Source organism: Paraburkholderia sp. (assembly GCF_047605525.1).
In the GTDB taxonomy this organism is placed as follows: domain Bacteria; phylum Pseudomonadota; class Gammaproteobacteria; order Burkholderiales; family Burkholderiaceae; genus Paraburkholderia.
On record NZ_JASGFN010000001.1, the window covers coordinates 254067 to 274493 of the forward strand.

Consider the following 20427-nt stretch of genomic DNA (forward strand, 5'->3'; position numbering starts at 1 on the left):
ATGTCCTCCCGCTTCACTCCACCAGCAGATACAGCGCGCTCGCGGCGAGCAGCATCGCCATCGCGCGATTGAACAGCCTGACCCGCTTCGCGTCGCGCAGATATTTGCGCAGAAACGTGCCGGCATAGGCCCAACTGGCGATCGACACATAGCAGATCACGAAGTAGAGCGCCGCGAATTGCCAGACGAGCCTGCCGTCGCCGTTGGCCGCATACGCGCCCATGCCGGCCAGCGACGCGAGCCATGCTTTCGGATTGAGCCATTGCATCGCCGCGCCGTGCGCGAACGACGGTCCGCGAGCCGGCGTGTCCGCGCCGAGCTGGCCGTTATCGACGGCGAGTCTGGAGGCCATATAAAACAGAAACACGACGCCCGCCCATTTGACGATCTCGATCAGATTCGGAAAGTGCGCAAGCAATGCCTGCAGCCCCAGGCCGATCAGCAGAAGCAGCACGGTGAAGCCGACAGTCGCGCCGGTGACGTGCCGCAGGCTCGCGGCGAGCCCATGCTGCGCGCCTGAACTCAGCGCGACGACGTTTACCGGGCCGGGGGAAATGGAACAGGCGAGCGCGAACGCGGCCATCGAGAGTAATGCGGTCATCGGATGCCTCGGTACGTGAGTGCGCAAATGGATTGCAATGCTCAACGGTAGCGAGACGACGGCATTCCGTATTGAAGGAAATTGCTCCGGGGGAAAGCAGTGACCAACCGCAAAAACCGGTGACTCATTCACAAAAAGATAGTGCGACGGCGCTTGACGAATAGCGTGATTCAGCTTTTGTAGTACGCGCAAACGTTGCCGAATAAAGAGGATTTTTAGATTACCCGGTAATTCATCCTGGTGGAAACCTATGATATGCCCCTATAAAGCAGATCATTAATCCGCCCGATAAACAGACCGGGGAAGCCGCTGTCGGTGCGTTTCTTTCGATGGCTGGCGAAAAGACCAGCTCCGTTCCAACAGGCCGCAACCGTGCGTACTTCGACAAACTGACTCCCGGCGTTGGACACGTTGAGCACATGATCATCGAGAAGCTAGCGGGCATCCCTCGCGCGTTGAGGGCGCGGGTGCGCGGACTGCGGATGCCGCGCCACGGTGTCGTCTACGCGGGATGTGGCGTGGTGCTGGCGATGCTCGGCTTATGCGGCTATTCGCTATACCAGAGCCGCGAGGATGCGATCGCGCGCGCGCTCGATTCGTCACGCGACGTCGCGACGATCACCGAGCGCGACATCGCGCGCAATTTCGAGCTTTACGCGCTGTCGCTGCAGGCCGTCGCCGATGGCCTCGCCCGGCCGGGCGTGCTGGACTCGCCGCGTCTGCGGCGCGAAATCCTGTTCGATCGCGCGGCCACCGGACAGTACGTGGGCACGATGGTCGTGATCGACGCAGCGGGCAACGTCGTGTTGGATTCGGAAAACGACGTGACGCGCGGCGGCAATCTGGCGGATCGCCCGTACTTCCAGATTCATCGCGATGACCCGAGCGTCGAGCTCGATGTCAGCGCGCCGTACGACTCGCGGCTCAGGCCGGGCTCGCGCAGTATCGCGTTGAGCCGGCGCCTGTCGCGTCATGACGGTTCGTTTGCGGGCATCGTTGCGCTCGGCATCGACGAAGGGTATTTCACGAGCCTGTTCGCCGACCTGAGGCTCGGGCAGCATGGCTCGGTCTCGGTCATCAGAACGGATGGCACGGTCATCGTCCGCAGGCCGGACGACAGACACGTAACCGGCCGCGACATCAGCAAAACCGGCTTCTTCCAGAAGCTGCTCGCGAAGGACGAGGGCAGCTTTAGCGCGAACTCGCCGCTCGATGGCGTCGAGCGGCTCTATTCGTTCAGACGGATTCCGCAACTGCCGCTGATCGTGCTGGTCGCCGAGTCCACCGCGGATATTTATGCGAGCTGGTGGGAGCGCGCGCTCATGATCGGGTCGCTGATGCTGATCTTCGGCATCGGCGTCGTGGTGCTGTCGGTGTGGCTTGCCGCCGAGTTGCGGCGACGGCAGCGCGTGGAGCTGGAACTGGAACGGCTCGCCGGCACCGATGGACTCACCGCTCTGCCCAATCGCCGCGCGCTATGCGAAACGCTCGACCGCGAATGGCTGCGCGCGCGGCGCACGGGCAGCGTGTTGTCGCTGCTCTTCGTCGATATCGATCACTTCAAGGCGTACAACGACACCTACGGCCACCAGGCCGGTGACGCGGCGCTGATCGAGGTCGCGCGCTGCATCAGACGAGCGATTCTGCGGCCGGGCGATTGCGTCGGCCGATACGGCGGGGAGGAATTCATCGTCGTGCTGCCGGACACCGACGCGGCCGGGGCCGCGGTGGTCGGCGAGAACATACGGGCGGCAATCGGCGAGCTGGGGATCGCGCACGTGGGCTGCGAGTTCGGTCGCGTGACGGTCAGCATCGGCGCGACGACGTGGCGGCCGGATCTGGAAACGGATGTCAGTGTGGTGATTCGGGCTGCCGATGAGGCGTTGTATTCGGCGAAGGCAGGGGGGAGGAATATGGTTGCGCAGATGGGGGTGGGGTGAGGATGAGGACGGTCGTTTTACCCTGCATTTTTTGCGCGGAAATGAAAAAGGGCTGCGACGCTTTCGCGTGCAACCCTTTGGAATTCTTTGGTGGGGCGTGAGTGACTCGAACACTCGACCTACGGATTAAGAGTCCGGGCAAGTTGGAATTCCGCGTTGTTGATCGAAATTCCTCATATCTGTAAATTCCTTTGTTATCAGTGGTTAACGCTGCTGTTCCGGCTACTTTTTAATTGACGCTTGTTGATTTGCTATCCTAGAATGGGGTTACACGGCGGTTACATGGATCGCCTAAGGCCGGTTCGGGGAGCTTGAAGAGGGTGGCAAAGGTCAATTTCACGGCGCAGCGGGTTGCGGACCATTCTTGTCCTGATGGGAAGCCGCAGGCGTTCCTCTGGGACCAGAAAGCGTCCGGCCTCGGCGTCCGCGTTACACGCAACGGTGCCCGCGCATATATCTATCAGGGCAAGCTGGACGGTCAGACGATCCGCGTGACCATCGGTGACCCGAAGGATTGGGCGATCGAGAAGGCCCGAGGCGAAGCCCGTCGGCTACAGATACTGATCGATGCCGGCACTGATCCGCGCGAGCACGCCGCTCAGCAGAAGGCGACGCGCGAGGCAAAGAGAACTGAAGCCGAGCGGCAGATGGTTACCTTTGGCGACGCGTGGGACGTATATCTGGCGGAGCGCCGGCCAAAGTGGAGCGAACGCCACTATCAGGACCACGTCCAGCACGCGAGCGCAGGCGGTGAGCCTCGTAAGCGCGGCAAAGGGGTGACCGTCGCTGGCCCGTTGGCCCAATTGAGGCCGCTCAAGCTTTCCGAACTCACCGGCTCCAACATTGCTGCAGTCATCGAATCCGAAGCGGCCGAGCGCCCAACGATGACCGCGCTGTCGTTCCGCCTGTATCGAGGCTTCGTGCGATGGGCCAACGACACCGATGCATACCGCGGCGTCATTCCCGACGACACCTATCAGACGCGCAAGGTCCGCGACGCCGTTCCCAAGGTCGAGGCGAAAGCCGGCGACGTCTTGCAGCGCGAGCAGTTGCAGGCGTGGTTCGGCGCCGTGCGCGCGATCGAAAATCCCGTCATCAATGCGTATCTGCAGGCGTTACTCATCACCGGAGCACGAAGAGAAGAAATGGCCGCGCTCCGGTGGACTGACGTCGACTTCCGATGGAACAGTCTGGTCATCCGCGACAAGGTGGAGGGCGTGCGCACCATCCCGCTGACGCCGTATCTGGCGACGCTTTTATTTAACCTCAAACGGATCAACGAGACCCCGCCGCCGCGGAAAATCGGCAGCGACGATGAACCGGATTGGCAACCGTCGCCGTGGGTGTTTTGGAGCAAGACGGCGGCCGACGGAAAGCTGGCGGAGCCGCGCCTTGCACACAATCAGGCGCTTGCTGCGGCCGGCCTTCCGCATGTCAGCCTCCACGGATTGCGCCGGTCCTTCGGGACGCTGGCGGAATGGGTCGAATGTCCGATCGGCGTGGTGGCACAGATCCAGGGGCATAAGCCGTCAGCGATCGCGGAGAAACACTACCGGCGCCGCCCACTCGACTTGCTGCGTGTGTGGCACACGAAGATTGAGGCTTGGATGCTGGGAGAAGCCGATATTGAGTTCGAACCGGCGAAGAAGGGCGAAGAGAAGTTATCAACCGCCGCCTGACGATTTCAGGCAAAGCGGTGTCGGAAAGTGCGGTAACACGATCCGGCACCTGACCACAGACAAGCTATAAAGGAGCTTGATAATGGCTAGGGAAAATATTATCCGATTTGTCGATCGGCAAAGCGGTATGTTTGAGGCAACACGGCAAACGAAATGGGTCGTAACGCCCGGTTGTCCGCTTAAGCCCGAAGATCTTAACTTCACCAGTCGCGATGAGCGGGGGCGCTTTGTTTGGTGGGATGTCGTACCGCCGAAGACTGACTATTGGCATGCGCATCAGGTTTTGGGGCGCGCATACGCGTTCGAGTTACTGGACCTTATGAATAATCCGAACAGTGAGTACCCGGAGCACATTGTCGCTTACATCACCTTAGCGATGTCTCGGTGGGCGCAGCGTGTTTCCGCGTGTGCCTCGGAAGGTACGATTTCGGGGTTCTTTGAAGTGTTGAGCGAATTTATGGGAAAAGGGACCGTCACCAGATAGAACGGCGGCTACCTGAAAAGCGGCGATCGAGGTGTTGCAGCACCAAGATCGCCTGACCACAACGCGGCCTATATAGGAGGTCCGTACCATGGCTGATGTCATTTTACCGAGCGTCGCTGCCCGACCCTTGGAAATCATTCGCGCCGCCGCGCTGGCGCCGACGTATCAGAATGCGCTCGACGTAACTGGTGACGCGCTGCGCCGTCTCGCCGACTTGTCCCGCGCCGAGGTGAGCCATGGCTAAGCTCCGGTGCAAGCCAGGAGATCTGGCGATTGTGACGAAGTGCGGGGTGCCAGAGCGGATCGGGCTGCTGGTGCGGGTGATTGAGGCGAGCGCCACTGCGGATCGGGATTGGCGTATCGAATTTATCGGATCTCGCGTATCAGGTCGGGACGTAAAATCGGGCCAAAGTAGAATGTGCAGATTCGCATTTGCTCGGGACTGTAGTCTCACACCGATTAGAGGCGACGTGCTGACCGACGAAGAAGAAAAGCGGGAGGCGCGCCATGGATAAGCGGACATTGCGCATCACAAAGAGGCAATATCGCGCATTTGCCGAGATCGCTAAGGCCCACGGAATAGCGCTCAATTTGTCGACCTATACGCATATGGGATGCTGGGGAGAGTTTTCCCCTTTTGCGCTGCTGATATGTCAGGATGCCACAGATCCTGACTCTTGCTGGGAAGAGCAGGCGCAGATTACGCTAGCCAACTCAATCGACATCGGCCGGCTACGAGCGGCAGGCCCCCTGCGGCCTGAATTAGACTGGTCTCAGCTCGAAGATCATGAGATTTACCCCTTCGTCCTTTGGCACGAAATCGGCCATCGCATGGATAACGTCGATGGCATCGATGTGATGCTAATCAAGGATATTGAGGTGCGCAACAAGTGTGTTCGCCGGCTCCGATTTATCAACGAAGTATTAGCCGACCGCTATGCCTGGAATAAAATCCGTCCCGGGGAGCGTTTTGTGCGTACAGATACCGGGAAATGCCGGGAAAGTGAAATAGACGAGGCAATTGAATATTTGCGCGCGCATGTTAAGCATCGCTCCAAGTATACGGTGCGCCCATTACATGCTGGGCAATATCGGGATGTTCCAGATTACATGCTGGCGACACCTCAACGAGCTGCATTCTTGGGGCGCGGCGTTGCTCCTAAGCTGCTTGAGAGGCGCATGAAGCATTACAGAGAATACGCGGCGCAAGGATGTAAACCGCTTTATTAATCTCAAATGGCCCTGGCGTTTCGTCAAGGCCTTCTTTTTTGGGAGCGTCTCATGCGAACTGAGCGCTATGACACGCGGGACCGAGCCTACGGCGTCTGGCACCGCGCGCAGTCAATCAGCCGTTATATTTGCCGCGATCAAGCAGAATCGCTAACGATGGTTGATCTCGATTCGGTGCTTTTCACCGAGTATGACAACGCAAGGAAGGTTCCGCTGGCTCTCGTCGAGGTTGCACGCGACATTGGGCAGGAGAAGCCTGCTGGAGTCATGCAGCAGCTTGCGCAACTCGCAAATGTGCCTGCGTACGTGGCGCTCTACACGCCGGCGCCAGAGGCGAATCCGGCAAACCCAAATTGGTCCGATATCAAGAGCTTCCGTGTGAAGCGGATGTGGCCGCGCCCCGAGCGTGGCTGGCGCATACTGACGCCGGTGCAATGGGCGCAAGCATTGGTGCAGATTCGTGGATGGCAACTGAGGCGATTCGAAGTACGGGCGCCGGCAAACGAGGACTACTATTAGGATGACAGTTGCGCCGCCAATTACACCGAGCGCCCTTCAGGCGCTCATGGGATTTCCCAACGATGCTGCTGCACGTACAGCGCACGAGATTTATCTGCGGTGTGACGAAGCCTGCGCGGGAGGCGCGCCCGTCACATTGGCAGTTGACGAATACTTGGCAATTACGTCTTCAGGCCTCTCTCGGCCAGAGATCGTAAAGCGTGCGGTACAGGCAAGGCGGGCCGGGGTTGCCGCTGCTTTTCCGTTCGTCCATATGTACCAGGCGGCTCCAGACTCAAAGCCATCACTGGCTAAGGCTTATCGGGCCGCAGCAGAGCTGAAGGCCGACGTATACAAAAAAACGAGGAAGACGCTGACCAAGGCATACCCAGACGCACATTCTGACAGGGTCGACCGAAAATATTTCGAAGAGTTGCGTCGCGAATTCGAGCCAGTTCTGCATTTCTGGATGGCGCTTTCGATTATCGCAGAAGCCGTGGAAGCTCCACCGAACATGCACGACCCCGATATGTTTCGCCGACTCCTTTGGGGGGCGGAAAAATGCGCCGACTACCTCGTATCGATTCAACCCAGCAACGGTAGCGCGCCACCGATTGACGGCTCAAAGCTAATTCGCTTCTCTGTAACACACGGCTAATGCCTTGTCTGGCGCGGCATCGATAGGGAAAGTGAAATCCCCGCACTTACCCGCCAGCAACGCATGCCTAAAAATGGCTCATCGATCAACGGACCGCACAATGCGGGAAAGGAAACGACGATGCAAGCCAGCCTGTCAACCGCTAACTCCAGACTTGCCACGCTCGGGATCGAACCGGTGGTGACGACCGACGAAGCAGCCGCGGTCATCAACCGCAAACCTCAAACGCTCCGCAAGTGGGCCTGCCTGGAGAATGGTCCGATCAGGCCGGTTCGTATCAACGGTCGCCTTGCTTGGCGCGTGAGTGATCTGCGCGCACTCATCGAAGGCAATGAACCGCGTTTGATCGCTGCATAAGGGGCTCGCCATGGCCCAAAAACAAAAAGCCGCGACTCCAGAGAGCGCGGCCAAAAGAAATCTCAACCTGCAGTATAGCAACGACGCCGCTGCTCAGCGCAGCCGCATTCTCGATTTTCTTCGGCGCTACGGCTCGCTTTCGACGCTCGACGTACGTCACATGATCGACGTAATGCACCCGGCCGCGCGTGTGATGGAACTGCGGCGCTGCGGCCACGAGATTGTAACCGTCTGGTCGAATGAGATGACGCCCGAGGGCGGTGAGCATCGCGTTGCGCGCTACCACCTGATGAGCGAGGCGCGCGCATGAACGAAATCGACCGCGCTCGCTCCGCGCTTTTCCATCTCGACGCCGGTTGTGACCGTGCCGCTTGGGTCCGAATTGGCATGGCTGCCAAGGCTGCCGGCCTCGATCTCTCCGACTGGATCGACTGGTGTGCGTCGGGCAGCAATTTCGGCGGCGAATCCGAGGCGCGGACCGTCTGGCGTTCGTTCAAGCCAACGGGTGGCATTGGCGCCGCGACACTGTTTCGCGAAGCATTTGGCGCCGGCTGGACGGATTCGTCGTCGATACAACGGCCCGTGCCGGCGCCAGGCCGCCAGCCTGAATCCGCTCGCGAGATCCGCGAAACGCTTGCGCCGCAGTGGCTGGCCTACTGGCAGTCGTTGGGCACGGTGCAGGACGTCGGCCGCGCCTATCTTGAGGCTCGCGCCTGCGCGCTGCCGCCGTCCGATGGCGATCTGCGGTTCGATCCTGCTGCGCGCCATCCCGCGGGCTATACGGGGCCATGCCTGGTCGCTCTGGTAACGGACGTCGTCTCGGCTGTTGCCATCAGTCTGCACCGCACGTGGATCAACGCCGACGGCACCAAGGCCGATATCGATCCGCCGCGGATGCTGCTCGGCGGCCATCGCAAGGCTGGCGGCGTGATTCGCCTGTGGCCCGACGAAGCCGTCTCGCACGGACTGGCGGTTGCTGAGGGCATCGAGACTGCGCTGAGCCTCGCGCGCGTTATCCAGCCGGCGTGGGCATTGATCGACGCCGGAAATCTCTCGAAGCTGCCGCCGCTATCCGGTGTCGACGCCCTGACGATCGGTGTCGACGCTGATGCCGCAGGCGAGCGCGCCGCCGAGTCATGCGGAGAGCGATGGGCTCTTGCGGATCGTGAAGTCACGCTTGTGGAGGCCAGCCATGGGGCGTGATCTGAACGATATCGCCGTCGAGGGTGGCGCGGACGCGATGCACCTCGCCGTGGCAAATGGCCGACGCATAGCCAAAGCCTCGGAGCGCAACCTCCAACCGGGACACGCACATGTGCTGGCGAACGATTTGCCACTGAGCGTCACCTTCGCCGATGAGCTGCCGGGCGAATTTACGCCTCCGGACGAACTGGTCCAAGGGCTGCTGACCGTCGGTGGTGGCAGTGTTCTATATGGCGACTCCAACAGCGGCAAGACTTTCCTTGTGATCGACCTCGCCGCCGCCGTAGCAAGGGGCGTCGAGTGGATGGGTAAGCGCACGGAGCCCGGCATGGTGGTCTATCTGGCCGCCGAGTCGCCTGCTTCGGTGCGTAGTCGCCTGCAGGCCTACCAACTGCACCATGACGTGCGCGTGCCCAATTTCGCGATTGTGCAGAACCCGGTGAACCTGTTCGAGAGCGATGCCGACGCTTCCTCGATCATTGCCACCGTCCAGCGACTCGAAGCGCAGCGTGGTCGGAAGGTCAGGCTGATCGTGGGCGACACACTTGCGCGGATAAGCGCCGGCGCGAACGAGAACGCCGGTCAGGACATGAGCCGCGTCATTGAGCGCTTTGACCGCATTCGGACCGAGTGCAAAGCCCACTTCCTGCTCATCCACCACAGCGGCAAAAACGCCGCCGCAGGCTCGCGCGGATGGTCGGGCGTGCGTGCCGCCGTCGACGCCGAGATCGAAATCACAGATTCACCAACCAGCCGGTGCGCCGAAATCACCAAGGTTCGCGACCTCGGCACCAAGGGAGAGCGCATCGGATTTCGGCTCGACGTCATCGAACTCGGCATGACGAAATGGGGCTCTCCTGCGACTACGTGTGTCGTCGCGCCTGCGGATGCTCCCGAGCGCTCGAAGGGCAAGCGCATGGGTGAAGTCGAAGGCGCAGTCGTCGAATTTCTCGCGACACGCAAGGTGGGCGTCAAAAAATCCGAAGTGGTCGGGCATTTCGAAGGTCGCTACGCCAAGGGGCCAATCTATCGTGCGATGAAAGCGCTCGTCACTGCGAGTGCCATTCACGACGCAGCCGGAATGGTCTGCATCGCGGAGGTTGCCAAATGACCAATTCTGCCCTCAAAACCACCAAATTTTCGAGTACCTCACGATCGTGCTTTTTTCTTCATCGACGTCTGTTCTCTGTCCAAAGGTACGCGAGCGCAGATATCGCAAATCCTTTGCTGGCGGGCGAGGTACAGGAGGTACGCGAAGGGTACCCGGGGGTACAGGTACCCAAGGAAAAGGTACGTTTAGGTACACCACCCTATAGGGGTGTACCTCGTGTACCTCGTGTACCTCGGTGTACCGCTACGGAGATGCAGATGAGTAAGACAGACGAACGGCTCAAATCCTGGAGCGACTTCATTAAAGCCGTACACGCCGGAAAGCGCGGCGACTACAAACCGGCACGCGCGATCGTCGAGCGGGTGCGCCGGAAGTTTGGCGACAAGGTAGCCGAATCGCAGCGCCGGGAGCTATGGCGCCTCATGCAAGCAGGAGAACCGAAATGAGCATTGACGCACTGGTAACGGGAAAGCTGTGGAAGACGCCGGAGGAACGCCGCTCGAATGCCGGCAAGACATTCGTGATCGCGAACGTTCGCGCAGCAGACGGCGAAGGCGAGAGCCTGTTCGTGAACGTGGTGGCGTTCAGCGATTCCGCGAAGGCAGCTTTGCTGGCGCTCGATGATGGCGACAGCGTCTCGCTCGCTGGGACACTCAAGATCGGCACGTACGAGGCTCGGGACGGCTCGGTGAAGCCCAGCGTCAGCATGGTCGCCTCGAAGGTCCTGACGGCCTATCACGTGGCTCGCAAGCGCAAGTCGGTTGCCGAATGTGGCGCTGATGAACGGCCTACACGCGCACCTTCAATGAGCGATGACGCGCTCGACTTCTGAGTGTGATTTTTTCAGGGGCATTTCAGAACAATGGCGCGATTCAGAAAAGGCGAAAGCGGCAATCCAGCGGGCAAGCCCAAGGGGGCCAGGGACAAGCGCACGGCGCTGCGCGAACTGCTGCAGCCGCACGCCGCGGATCTGGTGAAGAAAGCGGTCGAGCTGGCGTTGGCTGGCGATACGACTGCCCTGCGCATCTGTATCGATCGGTGCATTCCGGCGATCAAGGCAAAGGACCAGCCGATCAGCCTCAGCGGCTTGAACGGCACGCCGGCGGAGATGGGCGAAACGGTTTTGCAAGCAATGGCGGCGGGAGAGATCACGCCCGACGAAGCAGCCGCGGTGATGCAGGTCGTTACCGCGCAGATGAGGATTGTCGAAGTCGACGATCTCGTGAAACGCATCGAGGCCTTGGAGGGCACTGGCGATGGCAAGCAACAGCAATCTTAAGGCGCGCGTTGCGTGCCTGGAGCAACGAGTGGGCAAGTGCGAGCGGCCGATCATCATTCGCAGGCTCATCGCACCGGACGATGGAGGTGGCTTTGCGGGCATCACGGTCAATGGAGTCTATATGCCGTGCTCAGTAGGCCAGTCCGCATCCGAATTGGAGCAACAGGCGATTGCCGAGATCAGGCGTCAAGGTGTGGCAGGCAGGTTTCTCTTTCGCAAGGTGCGGACAGGTGCCGCGACCGACGCGGACGAAAAGCTGAATTGTGATCATTGGAGGGCAACGTAATGGCTAGCAGCAATCTCAGAACGCGGATTGAGCAACTGGAGCGTCGGCAACCCCCTCAGGATTCCGTTTCCTTGATTGTGATTACCGCGCTGGGTGACCCCGAGAACCGGCCTCATCTCTTTGCCAGGTTAGGTCGTGGGCAGTTTGGCCCATTCAAAGCGGTGCCGGAAGGAGCAACGCTGGAAGGCCTCAACGCCTGCATCGCTGAATCACGTCATGGAGATCTGAAATGAAAGACGCAGACATGCACATCATGTGCGCCCGTTTTGATCACGCGTTTAGTACCGCCTTGTCGCAGGTGCGGGTTGTCGCCGCGCACCTCATACCGGTGACGAACGAACTCGCTCCCGATAGTGACGCGCAGCGATACATGAGCCTCGCCATTCAGGAACTGAACGCGCTGCACACGTACATCGCGCACCGCCTGAACGAACTCACAACAGGGATCTCCGACCCCGTCGAGGCGGCTCGTGCAGTGCTGGCCTTCACTCAGCAACATGTCGCAGAGATGGAAGCCGCCGCGGCTGCCATCGCCGAACCGCCGATGCGCGAATCACCCGACGGTGAGCGCGTGGAAGTCTCGATCCATTAACAGGGGGAATCTCATGGGACTGCTGGATGCAATTACTACGAGCAACGAATCGGATCAGGCTGCACCGTTCGGCGGCGGCTTGATGGGGATGCTGGCGAATCCGCAGACTGCGGGGCTGCTAGGCATGGCGGGCGGTTTGTTGCAGGCTTCCGGGCCATCACGCCTGCCGATTGGCAATGGCCAAGCGATCGCCGGTGGCCTCATGGGTATGCAACAGGGCCTCGGTAATGCGATGCAAGCGCAGCGCACTCTGGCTGGATTGCGCATGTTTCAGGATGCGTTCAACAATCAGGGTGCGCCTTCACCTTCGATTGCACCGTCGGCCGCCGTCACTGGATCTGCAAATGTCGCTCCAATGTCGGGCGTTTCCGCGGGCATGGGGTCGCTTGCACCTTCCTCGACTGATGCCGCGTCGTCTGCAACGGCGGCATATCCAGCCGGGTTGTCGCCCCTTGCGCGATATATGAAGCAGATCAATGCGCTTACTTTCCTTGGTCTGCCTACGACAGGGATTGAGGCGCAGATGAGGTATGACCCGGCGCTTCAGATGGCTCAACCCACCGATACGCAGCGCAACTTTGCTGCGGCATACGGCGATGGCACACCCGAATACACGGCTGCGTTGCGTGGGTATGCTACGAAGACGAACTACATTCCCCCTGTTTCGGCTCGACCGGGCGGCGCGCTTCAGATGCCCGACGGCTCCATGCGATATACGTTGCCAGCGCCTCAAGCTGGCGGCATGTGGGCCACCGATCCTAACGGCAAACTGCTATTGAATCAGGCCGGCCAGCCCTATCAGATCGGCATTGGTGGTGCTTCCAACATTGCAGGTGGAATGGCCTACGCCAAAACGGCTGGCGAGGGCTCGGCCCTGCCATACGCTGGTTTAGATGGAAACGGCAATCCGTTGCCCGTCACCAACCGCACCGCGGTCGCGACGCAGGGCAACACCAACCTACCTCTTCCCTTGCGCAACAACAATCCGGGTGCCGTCTCACCCGGCGGCCAGGTTGCGAGCTATCCGGACCTCCAGACCGGCCTCCAGAAGATGGACGCGAATCTCGCGAGCTATGCGGGTCAGTCCGGTACGGACACGCTTGGCGGGGTCATCACGAAGTGGGTGGGCTCGCCGTCGAACGCGCCCGCGTACATCAAGGACGTTACCTCGCGTTTGGGCATGAGCGCCAACACGCAAGTGGACCTCACGAATCCGGTGCAGCGGCAACTGATTGGCTCGGCGATCATGCTGCACGAAAACGGCCCGTCGGCCCTCTTCAGCGGTTCGCAGGCGACTGGCAGCGCTCCGCAGGGCATCGGGGGGGCGCAGGGTGGCGGGATCTACGCACAGGCCCCTCTTGGCGCGCAGGCGAACGCAGAAGCCCAAGCGAAAGGTCAGGTCGACATGATGAACGCGTCGTACAAGGAGGCGCGGCAAGCTCGCTCCACGGGGCAGAACGCGCTCACGATGCTCGACGACATGTCCAACTACGCGCAGACGAAGAGTCCGGCGCTGGCCAACAAACTGTACAACGTGCAGGGCATCTTCTCCGGAGATGCTCAACTGTTCGACAAGGCCCGTGACAATCTCATTACCCAGGTGTCCGGCTCGACCGGAATGAGCACCGACGCTGCGCGCGCGATCGTCGAAGGCGCTATCCCTTCATACGGCATGAATTCGCAGGCGATCCAGACCGGTCTTGGTCAGATCAAGGGGCAGGTGCAGATGCGCATGCTCAAGGGCGACTACCTCTCCGATGCTTACGCCAACGGCAACGCCCCGGCCTACAACCAGCGCGAAAACCAGTTCGACCAGATGATGACGCCAGCCGCCTCCGCAATCATCAAGATGCCGCCCGGTCCAGCCCGCAATCAGGCGATCGCCGAGGCCAAGAGCAACCCGCAGGACGCGCAGGCCCTTCGCTGGGGCTTGAACGTCGGTCTGCTGCACTAAGGAGGTCGCCATGCCCTACCAATACGGCTTCATCACTCCCGGTGCCGGCGCAAATGTGCAAGCGCCGCCGGTTCCTGCGAGCGGTGCTGATCCGCTTGATGCGTTCATTGCTTTCCAAGGTGGAGCAACCGGCGGCAAGCCAGCGGCCGTCGCTACCGCACCGGCATCGGTGGCCGCCAGTTCCGCGGACCCGCTCGATTCCTTTATCTCGTCTCAGGGCGGTCTGCCCAAGTCGATCGCGCCTCTCGCGCGCACTGCCTCCTCGGACTTGGCGCAGGATCTCGCCGCTGGCGGCGCGTCACCCTATGGTCTCGACGATATGAGGCAGGCCGCATCTGGCGCATGGCATGGTCTCAGCAGCCTTGCCAACAACGCGGCCAATCTCGTGGAAAAGGGAATCGCCACAGGGGCGAATGCAATTCCTGGCGTACGCGGCTCGGCAGTGGGCGACTGGCTGGCCAACACCGCGAACAGCGATGTCGCAGCCCAATCGGCAGCCGACCAGCAGTTCAAGCAGATGGCGTCGCCGGGCGCGCAGGCATCGGCAATCGTGGCGCCGATGCTGCTGCCGACGGGCGGCGCGCTGCGGGTCGGGAATGCGATTCGGGACGGCATTGCCGCGCTTCCGGCAATGGGCGGGACGGTCGGCCGTATGGTCGGGGCTGGAGTCGGGAACACCGCAACCGGTGCCGCGCTCTCTGCTGGCACGTCCGTCGATCCGACTCAGCCGTACTGGCCTCAGGTTGGCCGCAATGCTCTGCTTGGTGCGGGCATGGGCGCCGCTGTGCCGGCTGTGCTTGGCGGATTGGCTGGTGCAGGACGAGCCGCCTACAACGCTGCGCTTCCGCTGCTGAATCCGCGGGATTATGTCGGACAACAGTTCGCTAACGCTGTAGGTGACGACGCCGCACAGGTGGCGGCCAATATCCGCAGTGCACCGCAGTTCGTACCGGGCTCGCAGCCGACCACCGCTCAGATCGGCGCAACACCGTTCCTCGTCCAGACGGAGAAGGCCGCCGCAAATAGCAACCCAGCGTTCAGGACAGCGCTCGAACAACGCGGAATCGACAACAACGACGCCCGCTGGGGCGCGCTTATGGGAGTCGCCGGCACGCCGGCCGATATACAGGCCGCGCAGGCGGCGCGCGACGCCGCAGCGACGCCGCTCTATCAGCAGGCGCATCAAGCCACTACCAATGTCGGCCCCGCATTCATGCGCTATGCGCAGATTCCTGAAATGCAGGAGGCAATGCAGCGCGCGAACGACCTCGCATCGCTGGACGCTGCCGCCGGGCGCGGCGTGGCACCTGTATGGCCCCAGCAGGGCGGTAGCCGACAGATCAACGGTGCGGCGCTCGACTACACTTCGCGCGCGCTGGGCGACATGATCGGAGAGGCACAGCGGACTGGTGCCACAACGCGAGCTGGGGCGCTCACGGCCCTCAAGGGTGACGTCGACAACTGGATGACGCGGTACGTTCCAGGCGTTCAGGCTGCAAAACAGGCGTACGCACAGGGAAGCGTACCGATCAACACGATGGAAGTCGGTCAGCAGATCGCAAACGGCCTTGGGACGCGTGCCATGAACGCCGGTCAAGTGCCGCAGATCCAGTTGATGCCCTACCGCACTGCCTTTACGCAGGCTATGAACGGCGCTCCATACGGGATCGACGCGAACGCCCTGAATACGCTGCAAGGCATCGGGCAGGACCTCCAGCGCGCTACGGTGTCGAACTCCCTGCGTTCGCCGGGCAGCGACACGGCTTACAACATCGCGGCGAATGGATGGCTCGCGCGGCAGCTCTACGGGCGGAATTTCCAGGGCGGCGCGGTTGGTAGCGTTCTCGGCAACGCCGCGCAGGCAGCCGGGGCGGCCGGCGGCGCGGCGATGTTCGGGCCGGCGGGCGCCGGCGTCGGATCGGCCCTCGGGAGCGGTGTCGGCGGATTGCTCAACGGTTCGCGAGTTGGTACGCGGCTCAATCAGCAACTGAGCGGTCTGCTACTCAATCCGCAGGAGTTTCTACCGTATCTCAATGCGCGAGCGGCCGGCGTGCCTGCGCAGGTCAATGGAGGGCTTCTGGGGGATCTGTCGCGCCGCCTGCAATTCACGCCAGCGCTCCTTGCTCCTCAACTCGCCGCGCCGAGCCACTGAGGGTCTATCGTCCCCATCGAGGATCTCCGCCAGCAAGCTGTGGCGGTTCCTTGATCTCCCGGACCTCACCGTCGATCGTCAGTCCGTCGCTTTGGAGCCGCGCATCGATTGGGGCGCGCGCTTCCTTGGCACCATCGGCGACAGTCCATTCGGGCGACGCCGCGGCTTTCGGACTATCCGTCAGCAGCGGCACAAGCCCGATCAGCCCGAACAGCGTCGCGCCCGCAACGTAGATGAGGATGCGGCCGTAGATGCCGACATCGGTAGCATTCGTTGTGGCGACGGTTCCGACGACGGCGGCGACAAGGCTCATTCTTAATCTCGCGCTTCGACTGATCTACTATGATCATACTCGTCTGACTGAAACCAAAGGCGGCGCCCCTCCGCGTGCCCATTTCTTCTACAACCAAGAATCCGATTCGATGAGCATCCGAGACGACCTTGCCGCAGCTCGAGCGGAGTACGAAAACTATATTCCCATCAAGGATGCCGTTGAGCAGGTGGCGTCACATGATGGCGTCACGGTGCGTGAAGCTGCGCAATGGTTGCTGAACAAAAGGGCGGACAGCGACATTGCGGCTTTCGTCCGGTATCGAGCGAGCTACTTGGTCGAGGAAGTGCAGCGAAGCGATGATAAGGCCGGGCGACGGCCGTATAAGGCAGTTCGCGAGTATCTGACAAAGATCGTAATGCCCGAGCAGCGGGGAATTTTCGCGCTCGCTGAAGCAATCAATATGTGGCAGCGTGCCGCCTCCGCAGTGACTGAAGAAGTTGTTTGGTCACGGGACGATTTGAAGTATTTTTTGGCTGACCAATCCATCGCCCTCACATCTCCGGACGCATCCACTCCGAAACGCGAACACGAAGCCTACGCCGTGACGATCGACGTCGTTGCGAAGACTTTCGTCATTGGATCGTCTGTCGACGCGAGCGTGAAATGGTGGAAGTCGGCAGCGCGTGCCGCAACTGATCGCCCTTGGCTACTTGCGGCTCGGATTTCCAAAGGGCGGGGCGGAGCGAACCCTATGCCAGCCAAGTTTGACCTATCAAAGATCTTTACCGGTATGCCCGACTCCGTGATGCCGGAGCGTGGAAGATGGGCGGCAATTCAGAATAATGCGCCCGATTTGTATGCCCAGCATGAAGCATTTGATCCGAGAATGGACGGCTGATGACCACGGCAGACGGTCGTGTGCCGTGACCGGTTATAACGGCATGCCCACATCGAGCGTTACAAATCTATAACGGTTTTCTCAGTAGCGTGCCGTTATTCGTCTGGAAGCCTTCCTGCGCGTACTCTTTTGAGCGGTACGGCACGGCAAGAAGAATGACGCCAAATATCGTCGCGCCATGTTCAACTAACCTTAAGGGGTTAAACCACATGGCCTTCGAAAACAAGCGCCTAAGCACCACGCCTACCGCCCGCTCAACGCGTTCGGCGCAATGTGCCAAAGCATTGGCTATGCTTCGAACCGCACCGCGCCACACCTACGATTTTCGCGCAGCCGGAGTTAGTCATCCTGCCGCCCGAATCGGGGAACTCATTGACATGGGTTTCTGCATCGAAGTGGCGAGAATCGATTGCACCGATTCAGCCGGTTTCTTCCACCGTGGCGTCGCGTTGTATCGGCTTGTCTCCGACGTTGCCCGTGAGGCGCTCCCGTTGTTCGGATAGTGAGGGCGTACGGTCGTTGCCGGTACCGTCGCGATCGAAGAGAATGGGTCTGCAAAACGGACCCCCTTCGATCCATGCTTAACGCTATTGAGACACGCACCCCTCCAACTATTGACGATCTCGCGGGCTTGCCGGAGGAGGTTGCAAGGGTCGCCGCGGGCATCGTGGCCGAGGTGGCGGAGATCGACAAGGCACTGATGGCGCTCGACGAGCTGCTCAATTTCATGCAGCCGCCGCGGACCGGCAAGATCCGCATCGAGTGGTGGGAGCGACGCGGGCGACGTGTGCCGACGCCAGTCATCTGGTCGCACTCGAAGGCGGCCTGGCGGGCTGAGCGCGTGTCGGACACCGGACTATCGCGACGCGTGAAGTCGTCCCGCGAGTTCCATGACAACTATCCGCAGGTGAAGGCGATCTGCCAGAATGTAACCACGCTGCTCAAGATGCGCGAGCAGGCGCTGGCGCCGATCGCTATGTTTCAGAGGACGAGGGGCGGCACGTTAAACACCAATGTGCATCGGCTGACGATCGCGTGCATTGGGATCGATCTGGCGATGGGGTTTGCTCGCCAGGCTTTTGAGATGGAGGATGACGCTGACCAGGCCGATGAAGAGATCCTGCGCAATGAGTGATCTGCGAGGGCGGGGCGCCGCCGATCCAACCGCTGAGGACGAACTTGGGAAGACTGTGACGAACGCAAAAGCGAACATATCATCGCCCGATGACCTCGCATTGCTGTACCTGCGAGCCGCTCTCATTCCCTACTACGTGCAAGGTGTTGGAGCGGGCCTGAAGGCGTTAGATCTCTTAGTGGCAAGTACCACGCGCTCGATCGTATTGAGATTCGGGTAGCTGGCGTGGAGGAGCCTGTTCACAGTACCGTCCTGATTGCGTACACACAGACAGCCTCCTCCATGGCGGCGATCTACTCGCGATTGCTGGTGGAGTTTCTGTGCCTGAGGGCGGGCGGTATGCCGTCTCAACTGCAGGCAATCGCAAAACGCACTCGGCGTGGCGACATTGGAATTGAGAACTTTCTCGGGTCGGACGGTTCACCGCTGGAAAAGGTATTGCCGTCCATCATCGATGACTTCCCCGATCCACAGCAAGTCGAGCGAGCGTGGATCATGACGTGCGAGTTCGCGGGCCAGCGCGTCGCCCATATTACCGACGACTTCAAGCTGAACGGTGGCGATGTCACTCCGATGCTGGTGAGAACGTTCGAAACGGTCCCTCGGGTCCTCGATCATGCTTTTTCTAACAAATTCGACTAACGCCATACTACGCCGCATAGCGGAAATGAGGAGCGAACATGAATCCGCTTGGTTTCATGCACAAATATTACGATTGGGCTGCGTTTGAGACCTTCGTGAGGGACCTATATGACGGCGATGGCGATGTCATAGTTGAGCGGGATGTAAATGAGGTCGATCGCTACGGCGCTAAGCGTCAGACCGATATCAAGATTACCCGCCGTTCGCGCTTCCATCGATACATAACGTTGGTCGAATGCAAGAGATGGAAGGAGCCGGTGAGTCGAGACCGGATCGACGTTTTGGCCTCTAGTATTGAGGCACTTAACGCGAGCAACGGAGCGATCTTTACGACCACCGGGTTCGAAGAGGGCGCAATCGCGTATGCCAAGGGTAAAGGCATCGACCTATTTGTGGTGAGGGATCTTACAGACCATGAATGGGGAAGTCCTGGCCGACATGTAACTGTCCATCTGCATATCGATTCTGCGCAGTTCAACAACATTCAGCTCGCCGCGCAGGCGGTCATGTTGGTAGACGGGCCGCCGGGCAACGTCAATCTAGCGATCGACCTCAGTAAAGAAAAGGTACTTGATCCAGACTTGGATCTGTTTTCAGTAAAGACCGGAGAGCGCGGACCCAACCTTGTGGGCATCTTGGCGGATGCGCACAGTATGCTGCTGCAGGCCTTAGGCAATTCGATAGGTCTGTTGGACGGCGGTAAGTCCATGGCGCTGGAAATAACTGCGCCGTGTGAGCTGGACCTCGGTAGGACAGAGTTCCATCAACTTCGGCTTCCGATGGCGGCCGTTCGAGTCGAGCGGATTGGATTCCAGTTTTGCGCTCGTGTCTCACAATCAACGATCGAAATAGATCGGGGCAAAGACCTTGATTTCGCCGTCGTGGTCGAAAGCTACGTTTCCGATCACCGGTTGGTCGCGCACCGCAAGGCCGGAAGCCCCAACATTACCTTCCTCGATCTGTCCCGCTCTCAGCAGGACAGTCCGCCTGCTGAGGACGCGTTCCAAAATGGGTCGTTGCTGCGTGTGTTCTGTGCCCCGTGGGTTGGCAACGAAAGCGCCAAACCGGACAAGACGGGCGCAACGGGTCAATTGATTAAGGTTTGCGTAGAGACGGATGGAAAGAAGCCGCAGCTATCGTTGATTGCCACACCGCTTTCGAATACAAACAGCGCAGCGATTAAGCCGGACGCGATCTAGTTTGGCTCGGTGGGACAGATAGAGTGTTCCCTGTCATCGCGCGATGGCTAGAGCATCGCCCGATGCGCCGCCAGCGGCAATGATGTAGAATTCACTCCAATCACTGTGTATACGTACAGTATTCGGCGTTGCATCGCAGCTTGACTTTTCGCAAATTATCTTTACCTACCTAAACTTCTTGACTAGAATCGCGTCCAACAAAATAGTCAAGCCTATGTCGGCTCCGGCCGATAAGCAGTTGAAGCATCATCACAA

General features: G+C 60.3%; 25 protein-coding genes. 23 read left to right on the plus strand and 2 right to left on the minus strand.

The window, feature by feature from the left end; all coding sequences use genetic code 11:
- Positions 1-13: 13 nt before the first annotated feature.
- The gene (locus QM685_RS01170) at positions 14-601 is read right to left on the minus strand and encodes a LysE family translocator (protein ID WP_415112012.1); all 588 of its coding nucleotides are present in this window, start codon (positions 599-601) and stop codon (positions 14-16) included.
- A 419-nt stretch (positions 602-1020) separates the two neighbouring features.
- Here QM685_RS01170 and QM685_RS01175 point away from each other — a divergent pair, with 419 nt between their 5' ends.
- The 19 genes from QM685_RS01175 to QM685_RS01265 all read left to right on the plus strand — a co-directional run bounded on the left by QM685_RS01175 (position 1021) and on the right by QM685_RS01265 (position 16024).
- Positions 1021-2541 carry a diguanylate cyclase gene (locus tag QM685_RS01175; RefSeq protein ID WP_415112013.1) on the plus strand — a complete coding sequence of 507 codons (1521 nt, stop codon included), beginning with the start codon at positions 1021-1023 and terminating at the stop codon, positions 2539-2541.
- Positions 2542-2861: 320 nt separating this feature from the next.
- Positions 2862-4220 (plus strand): tyrosine-type recombinase/integrase, encoded by a 1359-nt coding sequence (locus tag QM685_RS01180; RefSeq protein ID WP_415112014.1) that lies wholly within the window; start codon positions 2862-2864, stop codon positions 4218-4220.
- Positions 4221-4302: 82 nt separating this feature from the next.
- The gene (locus tag QM685_RS01185; RefSeq protein ID WP_415112015.1) at positions 4303-4704 is read left to right on the plus strand and encodes a hypothetical protein; all 402 of its coding nucleotides are present in this window, start codon (positions 4303-4305) and stop codon (positions 4702-4704) included.
- A gap of 88 nt (positions 4705-4792) precedes the next feature.
- The gene (locus QM685_RS01190) at positions 4793-4948 is read left to right on the plus strand and encodes a hypothetical protein (RefSeq protein WP_415112016.1); all 156 of its coding nucleotides are present in this window, start codon (positions 4793-4795) and stop codon (positions 4946-4948) included.
- 263 nt (positions 4949-5211) lie between these two features.
- On the plus strand, positions 5212-5934 hold the full coding sequence (locus QM685_RS01195; protein ID WP_415112017.1) for a hypothetical protein: 723 nt from the start codon (positions 5212-5214) through the stop codon (positions 5932-5934).
- A 156-nt stretch (positions 5935-6090) separates the two neighbouring features.
- Complete coding sequence (locus QM685_RS01200; RefSeq protein WP_415112018.1) at positions 6091-6453, plus strand: hypothetical protein; 363 nt, start codon at positions 6091-6093, stop codon at positions 6451-6453.
- Position 6454: 1 nt separating this feature from the next.
- Positions 6455-7090, plus strand: coding sequence for a hypothetical protein (locus QM685_RS01205; RefSeq protein ID WP_415112019.1), 636 nt, complete (start codon positions 6455-6457; stop codon positions 7088-7090).
- Between the two features lie 120 nt (positions 7091-7210).
- The gene (locus QM685_RS01210) at positions 7211-7447 is read left to right on the plus strand and encodes a helix-turn-helix domain-containing protein (protein ID WP_415112020.1); all 237 of its coding nucleotides are present in this window, start codon (positions 7211-7213) and stop codon (positions 7445-7447) included.
- Positions 7448-7457: 10 nt separating this feature from the next.
- The gene (locus tag QM685_RS01215; RefSeq protein ID WP_415112021.1) at positions 7458-7757 is read left to right on the plus strand and encodes a helix-turn-helix domain-containing protein; all 300 of its coding nucleotides are present in this window, start codon (positions 7458-7460) and stop codon (positions 7755-7757) included.
- Positions 7754-8650 carry a PriCT-2 domain-containing protein gene (locus QM685_RS01220; protein WP_415112022.1) on the plus strand — a complete coding sequence of 299 codons (897 nt, stop codon included), beginning with the start codon at positions 7754-7756 and terminating at the stop codon, positions 8648-8650. The genes QM685_RS01215 and QM685_RS01220 overlap by 4 nt, the downstream gene beginning before the upstream one ends.
- A complete protein-coding gene (locus QM685_RS01225; RefSeq protein ID WP_415112023.1) occupies positions 8640-9761 on the plus strand; it encodes a helicase RepA family protein in 1122 nt (373 codons plus the stop codon). The genes QM685_RS01220 and QM685_RS01225 overlap by 11 nt, the downstream gene beginning before the upstream one ends.
- A gap of 257 nt (positions 9762-10018) precedes the next feature.
- On the plus strand, positions 10019-10207 hold the full coding sequence (locus QM685_RS01230) for a hypothetical protein (protein WP_415112024.1): 189 nt from the start codon (positions 10019-10021) through the stop codon (positions 10205-10207).
- Entirely contained in the window at positions 10204-10593 is a 390-nt protein-coding gene (locus QM685_RS01235) for a single-stranded DNA-binding protein (protein WP_415112025.1), read from the plus strand. The genes QM685_RS01230 and QM685_RS01235 overlap by 4 nt, the downstream gene beginning before the upstream one ends.
- Positions 10594-10623: 30 nt before the next feature.
- Entirely contained in the window at positions 10624-11040 is a 417-nt protein-coding gene (locus tag QM685_RS01240) for a DUF5681 domain-containing protein (protein ID WP_415112026.1), read from the plus strand.
- Entirely contained in the window at positions 11018-11326 is a 309-nt protein-coding gene (locus tag QM685_RS01245; RefSeq protein ID WP_415112027.1) for a hypothetical protein, read from the plus strand. Before QM685_RS01240 ends, QM685_RS01245 begins: the two co-directional genes overlap by 23 nt.
- Positions 11326-11559 (plus strand): hypothetical protein, encoded by a 234-nt coding sequence (locus tag QM685_RS01250; RefSeq protein WP_415112028.1) that lies wholly within the window; start codon positions 11326-11328, stop codon positions 11557-11559. Before QM685_RS01245 ends, QM685_RS01250 begins: the two co-directional genes overlap by 1 nt.
- Positions 11556-11918: a hypothetical protein gene (locus QM685_RS01255; protein WP_415112029.1), complete on the plus strand. Its 363-nt coding sequence runs from the start codon at positions 11556-11558 to the stop codon at positions 11916-11918. Before QM685_RS01250 ends, QM685_RS01255 begins: the two co-directional genes overlap by 4 nt.
- A 13-nt stretch (positions 11919-11931) precedes the next feature.
- Positions 11932-13872 carry a hypothetical protein gene (locus QM685_RS01260; protein WP_415112030.1) on the plus strand — a complete coding sequence of 647 codons (1941 nt, stop codon included), beginning with the start codon at positions 11932-11934 and terminating at the stop codon, positions 13870-13872.
- A 10-nt stretch (positions 13873-13882) separates the two neighbouring features.
- On the plus strand, positions 13883-16024 hold the full coding sequence (locus tag QM685_RS01265; protein WP_415112031.1) for a hypothetical protein: 2142 nt from the start codon (positions 13883-13885) through the stop codon (positions 16022-16024).
- A gap of 4 nt (positions 16025-16028) precedes the next feature.
- Here QM685_RS01265 and QM685_RS01270 read toward each other — a convergent pair whose 3' ends face one another.
- Positions 16029-16337, minus strand: a complete 309-nt coding sequence (locus tag QM685_RS01270; RefSeq protein ID WP_415112032.1) for a hypothetical protein — start codon at positions 16335-16337, stop codon at positions 16029-16031.
- Between the two features lie 109 nt (positions 16338-16446).
- Here QM685_RS01270 and QM685_RS01275 point away from each other — a divergent pair, with 109 nt between their 5' ends.
- From QM685_RS01275 to QM685_RS01290, 4 genes are all read left to right on the plus strand, one after another.
- Entirely contained in the window at positions 16447-17196 is a 750-nt protein-coding gene (locus QM685_RS01275; RefSeq protein WP_415112033.1) for a hypothetical protein, read from the plus strand.
- Positions 17197-17773: 577 nt separating this feature from the next.
- Positions 17774-18331 carry a hypothetical protein gene (locus QM685_RS01280; protein WP_415112034.1) on the plus strand — a complete coding sequence of 186 codons (558 nt, stop codon included), beginning with the start codon at positions 17774-17776 and terminating at the stop codon, positions 18329-18331.
- 282 nt (positions 18332-18613) lie between these two features.
- Positions 18614-18973, plus strand: a complete 360-nt coding sequence (locus tag QM685_RS01285; protein WP_415112035.1) for a hypothetical protein — start codon at positions 18614-18616, stop codon at positions 18971-18973.
- A gap of 38 nt (positions 18974-19011) precedes the next feature.
- Complete coding sequence (locus QM685_RS01290) at positions 19012-20172, plus strand: restriction endonuclease (protein ID WP_415112036.1); 1161 nt, start codon at positions 19012-19014, stop codon at positions 20170-20172.
- Positions 20173-20427: the final 255 nt, after the last annotated feature.

Bases quoted from the DNA above. Each gene is read 5' to 3' on its own strand.
- QM685_RS01215 (WP_415112021.1), top strand. From the start codon at position 7,458: ATGGCCCAAAAACAAAAAGCCGCGACTCCAGAGAGCGCGGCCAAAAGA.
- QM685_RS01225 (WP_415112023.1), top strand. From the start codon at position 8,640: ATGGGGCGTGATCTGAACGATATCGCCGTCGAGGGTGGCGCGGACGCG.
- QM685_RS01205 (WP_415112019.1), top strand. From the start codon at position 6,455: ATGACAGTTGCGCCGCCAATTACACCGAGCGCCCTTCAGGCGCTCATG.
- QM685_RS01285 (WP_415112035.1), top strand. From the start codon at position 18,614: ATGGCGGCGATCTACTCGCGATTGCTGGTGGAGTTTCTGTGCCTGAGG.
- QM685_RS01195 (WP_415112017.1), top strand. From the start codon at position 5,212: ATGGATAAGCGGACATTGCGCATCACAAAGAGGCAATATCGCGCATTT.
- QM685_RS01240 (WP_415112026.1), top strand. From the start codon at position 10,624: ATGGCGCGATTCAGAAAAGGCGAAAGCGGCAATCCAGCGGGCAAGCCC.
- QM685_RS01220 (WP_415112022.1), top strand. From the start codon at position 7,754: ATGAACGAAATCGACCGCGCTCGCTCCGCGCTTTTCCATCTCGACGCC.
- QM685_RS01170 (WP_415112012.1), bottom strand. From the start codon at position 601: ATGACCGCATTACTCTCGATGGCCGCGTTCGCGCTCGCCTGTTCCATT.
- QM685_RS01235 (WP_415112025.1), top strand. From the start codon at position 10,204: ATGAGCATTGACGCACTGGTAACGGGAAAGCTGTGGAAGACGCCGGAG.
- QM685_RS01210 (WP_415112020.1), top strand. From the start codon at position 7,211: ATGCAAGCCAGCCTGTCAACCGCTAACTCCAGACTTGCCACGCTCGGG.
- QM685_RS01245 (WP_415112027.1), top strand. From the start codon at position 11,018: ATGGCAAGCAACAGCAATCTTAAGGCGCGCGTTGCGTGCCTGGAGCAA.
- QM685_RS01270 (WP_415112032.1), bottom strand. From the start codon at position 16,337: ATGAGCCTTGTCGCCGCCGTCGTCGGAACCGTCGCCACAACGAATGCT.
- QM685_RS01275 (WP_415112033.1), top strand. From the start codon at position 16,447: ATGAGCATCCGAGACGACCTTGCCGCAGCTCGAGCGGAGTACGAAAAC.
- QM685_RS01200 (WP_415112018.1), top strand. From the start codon at position 6,091: ATGGTTGATCTCGATTCGGTGCTTTTCACCGAGTATGACAACGCAAGG.
- QM685_RS01185 (WP_415112015.1), top strand. From the start codon at position 4,303: ATGGCTAGGGAAAATATTATCCGATTTGTCGATCGGCAAAGCGGTATG.
- QM685_RS01280 (WP_415112034.1), top strand. From the start codon at position 17,774: ATGCTTAACGCTATTGAGACACGCACCCCTCCAACTATTGACGATCTC.
- QM685_RS01230 (WP_415112024.1), top strand. From the start codon at position 10,019: ATGAGTAAGACAGACGAACGGCTCAAATCCTGGAGCGACTTCATTAAA.
- QM685_RS01255 (WP_415112029.1), top strand. From the start codon at position 11,556: ATGAAAGACGCAGACATGCACATCATGTGCGCCCGTTTTGATCACGCG.
- QM685_RS01190 (WP_415112016.1), top strand. From the start codon at position 4,793: ATGGCTGATGTCATTTTACCGAGCGTCGCTGCCCGACCCTTGGAAATC.
- QM685_RS01250 (WP_415112028.1), top strand. From the start codon at position 11,326: ATGGCTAGCAGCAATCTCAGAACGCGGATTGAGCAACTGGAGCGTCGG.
- QM685_RS01260 (WP_415112030.1), top strand. From the start codon at position 11,932: ATGGGACTGCTGGATGCAATTACTACGAGCAACGAATCGGATCAGGCT.
- QM685_RS01265 (WP_415112031.1), top strand. From the start codon at position 13,883: ATGCCCTACCAATACGGCTTCATCACTCCCGGTGCCGGCGCAAATGTG.
- QM685_RS01290 (WP_415112036.1), top strand. From the start codon at position 19,012: ATGAATCCGCTTGGTTTCATGCACAAATATTACGATTGGGCTGCGTTT.
- QM685_RS01175 (WP_415112013.1), top strand. From the start codon at position 1,021: ATGATCATCGAGAAGCTAGCGGGCATCCCTCGCGCGTTGAGGGCGCGG.